This window comes from Paenibacillus terricola, assembly GCF_014779765.1.
GTDB lineage: Bacteria > Bacillota > Bacilli > Paenibacillales > Paenibacillaceae > Paenibacillus_T > Paenibacillus_T terricola.
The window spans coordinates 17,425-32,035 of record NZ_JACXZA010000005.1; the positions used below are offsets into that span (position 1 = coordinate 17,425).

At 54.5% G+C, this 14,611-nt stretch carries 9 protein-coding genes; all 9 read right to left on the reverse strand.

Annotated elements, in window-relative coordinates:
• Positions 1-189 precede the first annotated feature (189 nt).
• Positions 190-357 carry a cyclic lactone autoinducer peptide gene (locus H8B09_RS19160; RefSeq protein WP_224753782.1) on the reverse strand — a complete coding sequence of 56 codons (168 nt, stop codon included), beginning with the start codon at positions 355-357 and terminating at the stop codon, positions 190-192.
• Positions 341-964: an accessory gene regulator B family protein gene (locus H8B09_RS19165; protein ID WP_191205192.1), complete on the reverse strand. Its 624-nt coding sequence runs from the start codon at positions 962-964 to the stop codon at positions 341-343. The genes H8B09_RS19160 and H8B09_RS19165 overlap by 17 nt, the downstream gene beginning before the upstream one ends.
• Positions 965-1,226: 262 nt before the next feature.
• Positions 1,227-1,901 (reverse strand): 4'-phosphopantetheinyl transferase family protein, encoded by a 675-nt coding sequence (locus H8B09_RS19170; protein WP_191205193.1) that lies wholly within the window; start codon positions 1,899-1,901, stop codon positions 1,227-1,229.
• Positions 1,902-1,916: 15 nt separating this feature from the next.
• Positions 1,917-2,576, reverse strand: a complete 660-nt coding sequence (locus tag H8B09_RS19175) for a hypothetical protein (RefSeq protein ID WP_191205194.1) — start codon at positions 2,574-2,576, stop codon at positions 1,917-1,919.
• Positions 2,557-4,158, reverse strand: a complete 1,602-nt coding sequence (locus H8B09_RS19180; RefSeq protein WP_191205195.1) for a non-ribosomal peptide synthetase — start codon at positions 4,156-4,158, stop codon at positions 2,557-2,559. Before H8B09_RS19180 ends, H8B09_RS19175 begins: the two co-directional genes overlap by 20 nt.
• Positions 4,155-4,904 carry a thioesterase II family protein gene (locus tag H8B09_RS19185; protein ID WP_191205196.1) on the reverse strand — a complete coding sequence of 250 codons (750 nt, stop codon included), beginning with the start codon at positions 4,902-4,904 and terminating at the stop codon, positions 4,155-4,157. Before H8B09_RS19185 ends, H8B09_RS19180 begins: the two co-directional genes overlap by 4 nt.
• Before the next feature lie 3 nt (positions 4,905-4,907).
• Entirely contained in the window at positions 4,908-6,149 is a 1,242-nt protein-coding gene (locus H8B09_RS19190; protein WP_191205197.1) for a beta-ketoacyl synthase N-terminal-like domain-containing protein, read from the reverse strand.
• The gene (locus tag H8B09_RS19195; RefSeq protein ID WP_191205198.1) at positions 6,149-10,684 is read right to left on the reverse strand and encodes a beta-ketoacyl synthase N-terminal-like domain-containing protein; all 4,536 of its coding nucleotides are present in this window, start codon (positions 10,682-10,684) and stop codon (positions 6,149-6,151) included. Before H8B09_RS19195 ends, H8B09_RS19190 begins: the two co-directional genes overlap by 1 nt.
• A gap of 23 nt (positions 10,685-10,707) precedes the next feature.
• Complete coding sequence (locus tag H8B09_RS19200; protein WP_191205199.1) at positions 10,708-14,592, reverse strand: SDR family NAD(P)-dependent oxidoreductase; 3,885 nt, start codon at positions 14,590-14,592, stop codon at positions 10,708-10,710.
• Between the last annotated feature and the right edge of the window lie 19 nt (positions 14,593-14,611).

Below are 14,611 nucleotides of genomic sequence, written 5' to 3' on the forward strand. Positions count from 1 at the left end.
GTTGGATTATTCCACTCACCTCTCCAGGGTCGATTAAACTACCGTATCGCATTTATACTAACTTAACCTCGATCGTAAATTATTGTCAATTAAGTTAAGAAAGTAAATAACGCAAATATCCGCCCTCATCATTAGCTGATGACGGCGGATACTGGAATAGGAACCTAATCTAAATCTTATGTAAAACGGTTACTTGCTGGACGATTTCAACAGTTCTTGTGGAACGCTCGGTTCATAGCCGAACAGCATGCATGACGTTTCCATCGTTACTTCACCTGTCCGGAGCGCGAATTTCCCCATTGTCTTCGACAGTTGACCTTTGATACCCTCTACCATTTTCTCACTCATATTTTTCATAGTTTCGAACACTCCTCTTTAATAGTTTATATGTAATAGGCAGGATCGTTATGATTTGCAGCGCAACTCCCAGCATGAGCAGGGTTGTCACCGTTGAACTTGGTATTAAGATTGCGATAAGGGTAAGGATCATTGATGTGGCAGCGGACGACCTTCTTAGCTTTCTTCTGCGATCTGCGCCGATCAACGGGAACTTGTCCGTATCCGCTGGCGCATAGCGGTAAAGCAAAGCGGCGAATAAGAGACCTAATCCGATGACTGTAAGCTTCGAGAGGTTGATGTAGGAGCCAATGAGTGGGGTACCAACAAACATGAGGATACTGACCAAGGTGCAGTTCACACTGTTTCTTGCATGGAGCCCGAATGCATATCGGCGAATTGCGTAGAAGGCACCGTGAACAATAAGCGTCTGAAGAAACAGATGACAGACTAGCGAGATTCCGTAAATGATGAGAGTCTTGGTCAAGTTGATCAGGAGCATCTCGATGCCGAGCTTCATTTTCAAATACGCGATACGGTCTCCGTTATTCTGTGTACTAAGCCATGCTGCACACCGAGTTGCTATCGTTTCCGTCAAACCCATTCTAACAACTTGCTGTTCTTGCATCTCGTTATTTCACCTCGCCTCTCATGTCTTTATCTTACTCGATGATAGAGTGCGATGACGTGAAAGACCCTATCATCTATCATTTCCATCATAATTGATTGTTATAAGCGCAGTTATGCTTCATAGGCGTGCGAAAAAATCATGTAACCGTGCTTGAAAACGCAAAACCGCCAATCTACTAATCGCTAGTCGCAGCACGCACCAGCGTTCAATAGATTGACGGTTATGATAGAAGATGCGGCCGCATCGGCTGCGGCCTAAGCTAGGATTGAATGAGCAGTCGCAACGCTTCCTTCACGTCGACCTTCTGCGGGACGACAAGGCTGCATATTTCCTGCTCGTTCTTCATGAAGCAGTAACCGATTAGAAACGGGAACCGCTTGAACTGCATGCGATACACCTCATGGCCGTGCATCGTCTCTGACTCCACGCTGCGAATCTCATAGATGGAATAGTCGGCGAGCAGTCCCATGCGGAGCGCTTTGCCCAGCGCTTCTTTACAGCTGAAGAACATATACGCGAACCGCGCCCGATTCGGCAAGCTTGCAATCATGCTTCTCTCGTTGTCGCTCAACATCTCCTCAATCGGAATGTCTGATCGGATCGTCTCGATATCCACCCCTACGACGTTATCCTTCGTATAGATGATCGAGAATACGTACTGCTTGGAATGACTGAGCCCGACCTCGATCAAATTGTCTTTGATAATCGGAAACCGCAGCGTACCGTACTCGACGGTGATGCTGTTGTAAGCCCCTTCGAACACCGGCAGGTTGTCGGTAAGGTTCTTCTTGATCGCGTAGCGCCCAATGAGGAACTCCTTCCGTCTGCCTTCGTTCGATATATTATTGTAGATATCCAGCTCATAGGGGCTTAACGTAGCGCTCACGTCGAGATCCGGCTGCTCATGAATCGCAATCAGATTCGGACTAATCATCTACATCATCACACCTCATCGACTGATCCGCTTAGATTTGTAATGCAAACCGTAGTATACGATCAGATCGACGATGAATCCGGCATTGAGCAATAGGATAAAGCCGAGATAAACGCTTCGTCCGATCATATCCAGCGGGTATGAAGCCAATATGCCGGCGGAGATCACTACACTAACCGCCGCGCATAGATGGACTACCTTCGTTTGCTTGTAATGAACCTTGCGGTATACGCCCATCGCGATCATCAAGATGCCCGGGAGCACAAGCGATTGCCGTAAGCCATGGAGATCCGCTGCGCTTTGCCCGAACGTATAGACCGGCAGCTTGATGCACAGAACGAGCCCCGTTATGATCAAGAGCCGATCGAACCACATTCGGTGCTTGCCGAGCATAATCGCGAACCAGGCGGTGAACACATTCATGTACGCCAACGTGATAAGGATGAGCGAAGCAGCGACGCCTCCGATGAACCAGTAGGTCTCCGAAGGAAGATACCGATCGCTGCCGACGAAGTAGATGAACAGTCCGATGTAGACCGCTACCGCCGCCAGCTTCACGCCCCAGTACAGCTTCATCCCTTCCGCGAAACGGCTCCGAAGGGCCGTATTCTTCCCACCCTCGACGCCTGCCAGCTCATACTTCCGGTACAAGAAATCATAGATGGTTCGCTGCATATTGCTCTTCCCCTATCAATGCGGCGATCTCGCCGATTGTTGGATGTTCGATAATATCGAAGAAGCTGAGGTCGGCGCGGAAGTAATGGTTGATCTCGCGGGCAATCTCCCAGACGATGATCGAATCGATAGCGAATTCGAACAGATTCGTCTGATCGGTCAGCTTGTCCGCGTTCACATACTTGCCGATGATTTGCGCCAGTTTCTTGTTCTTCGGCATAAAATAGTGCTCATACAGCGCACGCGTATCCGTCTTGCCGTTCGCCGTCAACGGCAGCTCGCTTACATAGGCGATCTTCGACGGAATCATATACATCGGCAGCGTCGTCTTCAGCTTCGTGCTGACGTTGTCGAGACGAGTCGTAACCGCGAGGTACACCTTCTTGTCCTGTACAAAAGCATGGGCGTTGCGCGCGCCAAGCGCTTTGGCTGCGTATTCGATCTCTTGGAGGTCGATGCGGTAACCGTTGATTTTGACCTGCGTATCCTTACGTCCAATGTAGACGATCTTGCCCGCTTCGTTGAGGCGAACGAGGTCGCCGGTCTTATACACCGGAATGCCATTCCAAGTCACGAACGACTCTTGCGTTTTCTCTGGATTGCCGAGGTAACCAAGCGCAACGCCTTCGCCGCTCGCATACAGCTCGCCTTCATTGCTCAGCTGCCCATTCTCATCCACGATGTACAGCTCTGTGCCATGGATCGCCGTGCCGATCGCAATCTCGTCGACCGAACCCTTCATCACGTCGAGCGTCGTGAACACCGTGTTCTCCGTCGGGCCGTAGCCGTTAATGACCGTCGTGAGCGGCAGCACTTGGCGGACATGAGACATGCTCAACTGTTCGCCTCCAACGATGACGTGGCTCAGCTTCGCGAACATCTCCGGTTTCTTATCGACCCAGAAGTTGAACAGCGAGCTCGTAATCCACATCATATCGATCTCCTGCTGAATGCGGCGCTCCACGAGGTAGATGTTCAGAATCTCCGTCTTCGACAACAGCGCAACCGTCATCCCCGTCAGCAGGCCGCCCCAAATCTCGATGATCGAAGCGTCAAACTCAAGCGGGCTTATATGCGAAATCGTCAGCTCCGGCGACAGGCCCAAGCGCTCTTCGCCGAGCAGGCGCAGAACGCCGCGGTCTGGAATGCCTACAGCCTTCGGCATCGAAGTCGTGCCCGAGGTGAAGATGACGTAACACAGCTGGTCGCTCGTCCGATCGGAACCATTCCACTCGTCTGCACGGCTTGGATCAAGTTCCAGCGCGCTGTCGATCGTTACGCGTACGTTCAGCACTTCGCGCATATACGTCTTGCGGCTTTCCGGATAGTCCTTGTTGATGACCGTATAGGCAGCGCCGATCTTCAGGATGGCGATCATCGCAGCGATCGCTTCGATGCTGCGCTCCAGCTCGATCGCAACGACATCATATGCTTCAACGCCATTCTCGCGAAGACGATCGTAATATTGATTGGACAAGGCGTTCAGATTGCCGTACGTAATCGAGCGGTGTGTCTCCGATATAGCCGTCTTCTCCTTGTACTCCCCGAAGTTTTGTTTCAATAACGAAAGCAATTGACTCATTGACCGCATCCTCCTCGAATCTTGTTTTCCGTTTCCTCAGAATCGTTGATGAAGCTGATAATATCGTCGATAACTGCCTGCTGATATTCATATAAGAAGAAATGACCCGCCGGGTAGCTGTAGTAGCTCACTTCACTGGATGATACATCCTTCCATCGATCGACATCCGATACGGACAGGTCATGTTGACCCTGGAACACCGCGATGTCGATAGCTGGATCGAAAGAATGGCACTCGAAGCGGTTGATCCGGTTGAAATTGTTGACTGCTAGAATGTCGCTGCGCAGCGCCGGAAGAAACAGCTTGCGCATTTGTTCCGAAGAGAACTGCTCCGCTTTGATGAGTCCGTAGACGAGGCAGTGATTGATAAGCTCGTCATCCGTCTCGTACTGCTCTCGTCCGACCTCCAGTCGATGCGGCGGCGTCGCAGCCATGAAGATGAGCTTGGATACGGCGTAGCCGTCGTGGACGAGCCGCTTGGCAATCTCATAGGCGACGATCGAACCCATGCTGTAGCCGAGCAGGATGAGCGGCTCCTGCTTGTCCAATGTCCCCTGCAGCGAGCGATATAGATCGGCCGCATTATCTTGGATCGTGTCATGCGGCTGCTCGGAGAATCGCCGTCCATGGCCGGCATAATCGTAGGCGATAACGCGAATCGTCGGGTTGATCGCTTCGATCATTTTGCTCAAATCCGAGAAGACATTCACATGCGCCCCCGCATAAGGAAAGCACAGCAGCTTCATAAGTTATTTCCCTCCTCCGTTCATCGCAAGTTCAGTGCCGACTATGCTGGGCTGAAGATCAAGCACAAGATTGTAGCTGTTGCCATGCATCGAGAAGGTCGGGATCGAGACGATATTGTAGCCTGCCGTATCCGCTGTCCAGTGCTGCTCGCTAACGCAGCCAATAAACTTGTTCGGACGGCTGATCGTACTACCTTGCAATGGACGACCTTCCTGTCTTGCCTCCAGCAGCCGGCACAAACCGATCATGCCGTAATAGCCGACAACATAATGCGAATCTTCCTTCAAATAAGCGCCTTTCAGCGCAGGGTACTGCTTCTGCACGTTGCGCAGGCAGGAGAACTCCGCCGTGTCGTCGATCTCGTTGCCGCGGCCATATAAGTCAAGCAGCACCGCCTCGTCTTCCTGTATTGCCGCGTTGCGGAGCGATTGCACGACCAGCTTCTTCATCGCATTCCGATTGTAGACCGTGCTGCCCATCGTGCCTGCCGTCAGATCGCGAATCTCGGCGATGATCGTATCGCCATCGGCGATCGCCAGGTCCCTCTCCTTCAGCAGGAAGGCTGCGCCGCCCTCTGAGAAGTAGTGGCCGGACGTATTCTCCTCGAACGGCAGCGTCTGCCGATTGGGGCCGATGCCGAAGTGCGACAGCTCGACGGGAATCGGCGTTGTCATTGCGCTGGCACCGCCTGCGAGAACAACGTCGACGTGACCCTCGTTGATTTTGTGATAAGCGCTGTATAGGGCTCCCGCTCCTGAGGTGGAGGCTTCGCTGATGAGTTCGATCGCTGCCGGCCGCGGCAACTGAAGCAGCTTAAGGAAGGCAAGCGGATCCAGCAGATCCATCGCATCAACCAACTGTTCAGGTCCGAGCCCGAAATAAAGCGACTTAGCGAGAATGTCGGTCTGGGACGATCCGAGAGAGAGGAGCAGATCACTCTTCTCTCGGATCGTATTGCGGTCAATGAGCGACTTGAACAGCGACAGCGTAATTCGTTCGGAGGAGAGCAGATATCTGCTCTTCTCCTGTGGAATATGCTCGAGCTTGAAGCGCTGCTCAACCGACGGGTAGAAAATACCTGGGAATGAACCGGCATCAGTGAAATCAGCGCCGTAGGTACGTTTCAACTCTTCGGTTCGCGTCTGCCAGATCTGCTCCTGCTCCTCAACGCTCCAGCCCGACCGTCCTTCAGACTTGTGCGGGTAATCGTAGCAATAATCGATGATGACGACTCTTCTATTCATTAAGCTGCATCCTCCAGCAGTTCCTTCACATAATTGCTGAGCTGCGTAATCGTGGAGTAGATGAAGACATCAGCTACTTCAATGTCGACTTTGTAGTGCTCCGCGATCGGTCCGTAGATGCCGAACGCCTTCAGCGAGTCGCCGCCAAGATCGGTAAAGCTCTTATTCACGTCGATCTCGTCGCGCTCCAGTACGGAGGCAAACACGACCGTCACGAATTTCTCTACTTCGTCTTGGCTGTCTGTACCCGTAATCGTCAGCGAGGCGTAATCTTTGATCTGGTACGGCGCTGGCGCCTCCATGCTAACGGCTGCTTCAGCGTCAGCCGAGCCGCTGCCTGCCGCGTTGCGGATATAAGCTTGCGGAAGCTTAATGTAGCTGCCTAACAGATCTGCGACCTTCGCTGTGTTAAATTCACCAGCGATCACGCGTGCATTGCCTGCACGCAGCAGCAGCCTAATATATTCGCGTCCGACCAGCGAGGAAACGGACTTGAGCAGCAGATATTCATCGGCAGCCGCAAGGTCGCCGAAACCGAGCGCCATGCCCGTATCGTTCCAGCCTGGCCATTGAACAGTCGTGAAGCGTTCATCCGACAGCGCCGTTCCTTCCAAGAAGGCGTTGGCTACCGTGTAGGAGAACTGGCCTGCCGAACCAACGATCGTCGTCATCGTCGAGCTTGCCGTGAAGAAGCGAAGCTTGTCGCTGTCCGCATACTTACGGAGCAGCATCGTTCCTTGCACCTTCGGTGCCGCAATACGCAGGAACTCCTCCTCCGACTTCGCGAACAACATGCCTTCCTCAGGCACGCCGGCCAAGTGAATCACGCCGACCACATTGCCCGCTGCTGCCAGTCCGCCGACGACCTCCTTCACATTCGATTCCGAAGCAAGATCGCATGCGTAGAACTTCACATTAGCGCCCTTGCTGTAGATCCCCTGAATCTGTTCGAGCTTATTGCGCTCCTGCTCGTTCAGCTCTTGCTTGGCATCAAGCACAGCGAGCGTATCCGTTCGGCCGAGTATCGCGATGTGAGCGTTCGGATTAATATCCAGCAGGTGGTCGACATAGACGAGACCGATGCCGCCATAGCCGCCCGTCACGATAACCGTCTCGTCATCTGCCAGCGGAAGCTGACGATGATCAACATTCTTGACCTCGACTAGAGACTCTTCATAAATCACACCGTTCTCGGCGATGATCTTCTTGCCGCTCAGTTCTTCCGTCCGTGCAAGCGTCAGCAGCTGATCCAGCTCAAGGGCAGGTGTGTTCACCATCAACGTGCTGAAGCCAGTGTTCTCCAGACCGAGAATGCGGCCCGAGCTGAGCAGCGAGTAGTTAAGCGGATTGATCGACTTCCGGCTGTGGCCGTTATCCGACGTCTCCAGTGCGAAGCCATTGTCCGCTGCGATGATCAGCCTGCCGCCGCGCTTCACGAGCTTGCTTGCCAACTTCGCAAAGTTGAAGTAGTGCACGAGCTCTTGTGCAATCGTCTCGCTGCCCGGTGCCTGCTCGCCGAACCATGGCGCGTAGATGACGTAATCGTAGCGATCTTCTGGCTTGAACTGCCCAATCGCACGGTAGTCGGCGCGGTCCAGTGTGATTGACGCTGTCGATTCGGCTGACAATGCCGCAGCATTACCGACTACGAGAACTCTTGCGTCCGTCAGTTCCTGCTTCGCCTCCGCCGCAGGGCGGATCGTCGAACGCTCCCACTGCACAGCGTGCAGATACGGCTTGAAGAACATGTTCGCGAAAGCCTTCATCGTATATTTGTCGAGGTGAACGATCAGTTTGCCCTCTGCGTTGTAAACGGACACGTTCGCGCTGATGACATCATGATTGCCGTTCACGTCATACAGCAGCTCGGCGACGGAATAAATTTTCTGCGTAAACTTCTCGCCCGTGTACGTGAACTTGCCATAGGAGAGCGGCAGATAGGTGCGATTCGTCGCTTGAGCACGCTCATAAACCATACCGCCTAGAATGCCGTCGAGCATCGAGGGGTGGAGGTGGAAATCGTTAAGATCATGCGCATAATCATTGCGCAGGTCGAGCGACAAGATAATTTCCTGCGACGAGACCTGCATGCGGAAGTCGTTGTTGACGAAATCCCAACGCTCCTTGAAGAACTCGTTCTTCTCTGTTCCAAGAACCGTCGGTACGAGCACGGACTCGAATTGGCTAACCTCAAGCTCTGCTGTAGCTGCCGGCACCTCTGCTGCCTTGAGCGTGAATACTGCATGCGATACGCTGCGTTCCATATCGCCGTCCTCGTAGGAGAACACTTCAACGTCAAGCTGCTTCGCATTCGCCTTGTTGACGTGGATATGGAATGTCTTCGTTGAAGCATCGTCCAGCTGGATGAGGTTCTTGAAGTAGATTTTCTCCAGCGTGAAGGCTGGCGTCTGGAAGTACAGCACGGCGATCTCCGCCGACAGCGACATGTACGTCGTACCGGAGAACGTCCGCTTGCCGCCGATCCGATGATCGTCCACATACCAGTCATCCGACTTCAGCGTCACTTCATATACGTCCGCCTTATCCGATTTTAACGTCTGCCTCTTGATCAGCGTGGCTTTCACTGGCAGGCTCGGACCGGAAGAGGCTTCCATGTGGCGGTTATACTTCTTCACGTTCGCCCATAGCGGCTCGCGCTTGAACTCGTAGGTTGGCAGCGAGACCGTCGTTGCATCGCCATATGCAATGCCCTCGAGTGCAGTGTCGTGCCCTTCGAGACTCAGCTTGATGAGCTCGTCCAGCGTGAATTGCTCGGATGCTGTACGCAGCTGATGCTGCATCAGCTTCTTCATATCGGCCGAGATCGATTGCGGCGCAGCGGCATAATGGATGCTCTCGCTTCCGATGCCGCTTTCGATATTCGCAAGCGCCTGCTGCAGCTTCTCGCGGAATTCCGACTTCGATGCGGCGCTGAAACCGACCGCTACCGGGAACCGATTGCGTCTGCGAACGAGCGTGTAGGACACGTTGCGCAGGCTGTAACGGGACAAATACTCGCCATTCACGACGAACTTGCGAAGCACATCCGCCAGCTGCTCAGCAGATTGCGAGGAGAAAACGAACGGATAAGCTTGTCCATTGTCGTCGCCGCCCTTGTTCTGCTGCTGGTCATACTCCTCCAAGATGACGTGCGCGTTCGTGCCGCTGAAGCCGAAGGAGCTGACGCCGCCGCGGCGCGGATATTTGCCGCGTTTCACCCACTCCGTCGCCTTCGTCGGAATGTAGAACGGGCTGTCAATGAAGCGGATATACTCATTCGGTGCTTCGAACGATTTGTTCGGGAAAATCTCCTTGTTGCGCAGCGCTAGCGACATCTTGATCATGCCGCCGACGCCGGCAGCGCCTACCGTATGACCGAGGTTTTCTTTTAAGCTCGTCAGCGCGCAGAACGCACGATCGCTTACATATTTGCGATACGCATCCGTCAAGCCGCGAGCCTCGATCGGGTCGCCCAGCTTCGTGCCCGTGCCGTGCGCGTCGATGTATTCGATTGTCTCTGGCGAGATGCCTCCACCTTGATATGCGTCCAGCAGCAGATCCTTCTGTGCATGCGGGTTCGGTGCCGTCAGACCGTTCGAGCGACCGTCGCTGTTGATCATGCTGCCGCGAATAATCGTATAGATATTGTCATTGTCCGCGATCGCGTCTTTCAGCCGCTTCAGAATGACGATGCCGACGCCTTCGCCGAAGATCGTGCCTTGCGACTCCGCATCGAACACCTTCAGGAACGAGCGCGGCGTCTCCACGTTGCTGTATTGATCGATGACGCTGCCTTGGCGCGGGAACAGGCCAAGCGCGATGCCGCCGACGACTGCAGCGTCGATCTCCTTGTCGCGCAGCGTCTTCACTGCCAAGTGCGCAGCGACGAGCGAGGAGGAGCAGGCCGTATCGAGGACGAAGGAACCGCCCGTCAGGTTGTAAATGTAGTTGAGGCGGCTGGCTAGGATGCCTTCCCAAGTGCCAGCGTTCACATGCGTCGAATCTTCTTCGATTTCCGAGCGGTAGCTAGCTGTGATCGATTTGTCCTTGCCGATATAGATGGCCGTGCGGCTGTCCTTGATCTTGTCGAGCGTAATGCCCGCATCTTCCAATGCAAGATAGGAGTGCTTCATAACCAAGCGGTGCGTAGGGTCGACGTAACGCGCTTCATCCTTCGCGATGCCGAAGAACGAGTAGTCGAACGAATCGATGTCCTCGAGATAAGAACCTTTCTCCGCGCACAGCCGCTCGAGGAATTCCTCTGGCGTCGTGTTGATATGTTTAGCACCGTTGAACAGATAGCTGTGATCCTTCGGAATGTACTGCACGCGGTTGTGCGGGAACGGCTTGAAGCCGCGCTTGCCATACTTCACCGTGTTATAAAATTCGAAGGTATCCTTCACGTCCGTATATTCGCAGGACATGCCCACGATCGCGATGTCGTCCGGCAGCACTTCCTCCAGCAGCGACTTGCCCGCCGCCGCATCCAGGTTGCCTAGTTGGATCTGGTCGAAAATATACTCGCTTGCCTTCATTGCGCTATCGCCTCTCTCATCATTTATTGGTATAAAAATGCCATCATATCTGCCGCGTCGTACTTCTTCTCGCCAGCCTGAGGCTGCTTCGCAGCTCCGTCCTTCGACGCCTGCTGCTCCTGCTCTGCAGCGAGCGCTCCTTCGAGCAGCTCGATCTGCCCGCGGATTGTCGCAATAGAGAACAATGTCGTGACGTCGAACCGTCCTGGGAACGTTCGATTCAATTCGTCGCACAGGTGGACGATCGTAATCGAATCTCCGCCCTGTTCGAAGAAGCTGATCCTATCGTCGTACACCTCGTCGCCTAGCGTCTTCTTCCATGCGTCTATGACACCCGCTTCAATGGATGCCGAGGTGGTAATTGGTGATGATTGCTGCCCCTGCGATGAATTCATCAGTGGCGAGTTCGGCTGTGCTTCTATCGAATGCGCCTGCGCTGCCTTCTGCTTCACGCCTTTGGCGAAGAGCGGGCTGTATGCGTCTGCTGGTTGAGCCAGCTTGAACATCGCCGCGCACTGGAGGCTCGATTGCACGAACTGATGAAGCATCGGAATGCCTTCCTCGCTCCACAGCTTCTCGAAGTAATAGTCCGACTTGCCCGCAGACATGCCGACATCTTCCCAGCCTGTCAGGTTCAACGTGCGAACATGGGGTTCCGCCAGCGCTTGTCCCGCCTGATACGCATTCGCTGCACAGTATTCGGCTTGTCCCATTGCACCGATCAATCCAGCGAGCGAAGCGAAGTGGATAATCTCCTTCGCAGCTGCGAAGTGGCGCGCAAGGTAGCGCGAGCCTTCGATTTTGCTGCGGGTCTTGTCCACAAACGCCTCCTTCGTCTTGTTGACGAACAGGCCGGATGCCGGCTCGCCGGCGAAGTTGAACACATAGTCGATGCGCTCTGCCGCGGCGAATGTGGATAGCTGCGCTTCATCCGTCACATCGAGCTGTACATATCTCATGTTCGATGGAAGCTGCTGCCCATCCCATGGTCGTCGACCGGCTGCGATTACCAACAATTGTGGATACTGCTGGGATAAGTAGGTCGCATAAGCTTTGCCGATGCCGGAACTCCCGCCGATGATGAGCATCTGATCGCCATCCTGCAGCTTGTCCACTGTTGGTAAGTCGAGCTTCGCGTTCTTGAAGCGAAGCGTGCTGAGCTTGCTGCCGCGCTGAATGACGAACGCCTCTCCGGCGAGATCAAGGCCTGACAGCGACTCGGTTGGTGTGTTCCCGTCCGTGTCGATGATCGTTACGCCATAGCTCGTCTCCAGCCGCAGCGAGTACGCGCTGCTGGCGATAGCCCGGTTGCCAGGATGAATGGCCTCTGCCGCTTCACGGAACAATCCCGTCGTAACGTAGTGGAACTGTTCCAGCTTCAGCTCTTGGTTCAAGCGGAGCATGAATCGTCCCAGCTCGTAAGCTTCCTCCGCAATAGGCTCGTCGTTTCCGTAGCTGCGATCCCACACAAATGCATGAGTGGCGTCAACTGCTTGCGTTAAATAGTATGATGATTCGGATAATTCCGATAATTGATTGTAAAAGAGCGTTACATCGCCGTTAGGCAGCTCCCATTCCGCAGACTTCCTGGATGCATGAATGAAATGTACGGCTGTGCCGGAGGACCGAACGCCCGCTGGCAGCGGTACGAACTGCTCCTGCTTGAAGTAAGGGCTAGGTGCGTTTGATTCGGCGGCTGCTGATGCTACTGCATTTTTCACCTTATAATGATCGGCCGCCAGTACGAGTCTTCGCTCGCTATCATAGAGACGAATGGCAAGCGATAGAATCACGTTGCCGCGATCATCCCTCGTGCGATCCTTCAAGGTAATGTCCGCGCAGAACTCCGTGCCCTGCATCGCCGTCTGAGCGATCTGAATGCCGCCCCAATGCCATGGGAACACAATCTGATCAGGCACTGCCAGCCGATTCAGCGCGTTGAAGGTTGGGTCGAGAATCGCCGGGTAAAATGCGTATTGGCGGAATTCCTTCTCGTAGCCTGGCGGCGCCTTCAGCTTCACGACCGCGCGTTCCTTCGACTCGTCAATCCACAGTCTGTCCACGACGTTCCAGCGTCCCGACACCGCAATGTCCGCGCCGTCGCCCTCGCCGATCTGACTCGTCACCTCGATCTCCTGCATGCCGGCCGTATCCGGCCAGTCTGCCTCAAGCGATGCAACAACGTGTTTGTCCATCAGCTCGAACTGCAGCCAGCTGCGAATCGTCGCATCCTGACTCGTCGAGTAGGCTACCTCGCCGCGAAGCGAATGCTTGTCCAGCTCCACGATGATCGTGAAGGCGCCTTCCTGAACCGTCAATTGGCTCAAAATATGCAGGCTCCCGATATCGTAACGCGCCAAGCTGTAATCCGTGCCATCAAGCCCCTGCGCCAGCAGCTCGAACATGCTCGTGCCGACCAGCAGATGGCTGCCGCCGAGCTTATGCTCCCGAATCTCCCAGCAATCCGACAGCTGGAGCGGGAACTGAATGCTCAAGCGCTGCGCCGTTTCCAGTCGCTGCAAGGAGTGCTTCACAGCAAAGGAACTCGACTCGCGAGGATACCAGTAGGAGCGAAGCTGCAGTGGTAGCTGCGTTGACGGATCATACGTTGCTGTACGTTGAGCTGCGGAGCCTTCACCTTCGTACCGTTCCAGCACGACATGCGCGTTCGTTCCCGTCATGCCGAAGGAGCTAATGCCCGCCAGCGCCTTCTCGCCAATCGGACGCGACCGATCTGGCACGTAGAACGCAGAGCTCTCGAACTCGATCTCGTCGTTCGGAATAACGAAGTCCGGGTGAGGCAGCAACTCGCCATGATAAAGGCTGAGCGTTGATTTGATCAGCGAGAACAGTCCGGATGCGACGTCGAGATGCCCGAAGTTGGACTTGCATGCTGTGAGTGCCACCGATTGAGGAAGCAGCCGCTCGGTCGATAAGAAATAGTTCAGGCTCTCGAACTCAATCGTGTCGCCAATAGCCGTGCCAGTCCCATGTGCCTCGATAAAGGCCAGTCGGCCAAGCTTATCCTCAAGCGGCGACCATGCGGATTCGATCAGATTTTCCTGTGCATCCGGATTAGGCGAGGACATGTTCATCGTCTGCCCGTCGTTGTTGACCGCATAGCTCTTGATGAGGCCATAGATATGGTCGCCGTCACGCTCCGCGTCTTCTCTTCGCTTCAGAATGACCGCGCATACGCCTTCTCCGATCGACGTCCCCGTGCTCCGATCGTCGAACGTCTTCGTCTTCGCATCCGATGCGAGGATGTCGACGAGCTTGTCCGCTTTGAAGCCCGGCTTTACATACAGATTCGAGCTGACGACAACAGCGCTGTCTATTGATCCATTGCGCAAATCATTCGACGCCTGAATAACCGAGACGAGCGACGAAGAGCAGGCCGTATCCGTCATGACGGACGGACCTTTGAGATCGTAGAAAAAGTTGATGCGGCTCGAAATCGTCGAATTGAGCATGCCGAGCAAATCCGGCTTCAACCGCTGCTCCTGCAGCAGCAGCAAATATTGATATTGCTGCGTCGTATTGACGCTCCCATAGACGCCTGTGTTCGTATCGCGGATCGAATCTGTCAGCCCCGCATCATGCAGCGCCTTCGCCGCCGACAATAGCGTAAGCCGCTGGTTCGGATCCATCAGCTCGGCACTCTTGAGCGAAACGTTGAAGTAGCGATGGTCGAAGGCGTCGATCGCATGTAAATACGAGCCTTCCATGAACTGCTCCGGCGAAGCCGTTAACCCGATCTGCGCGAGCCGTTCCGCCGGAAAGGATCCCCTCGAAATCCGTTTGCCCCTCAGAAACTGCCACACTTCGTGCTGATCTGCGCATCCGGGCAATGTTATATCAAGCCCGACGATAGCGATATCGCCTGTAGCTGCTGTACGTGTACGCAATCGTTCTCCTCTCCTTCCT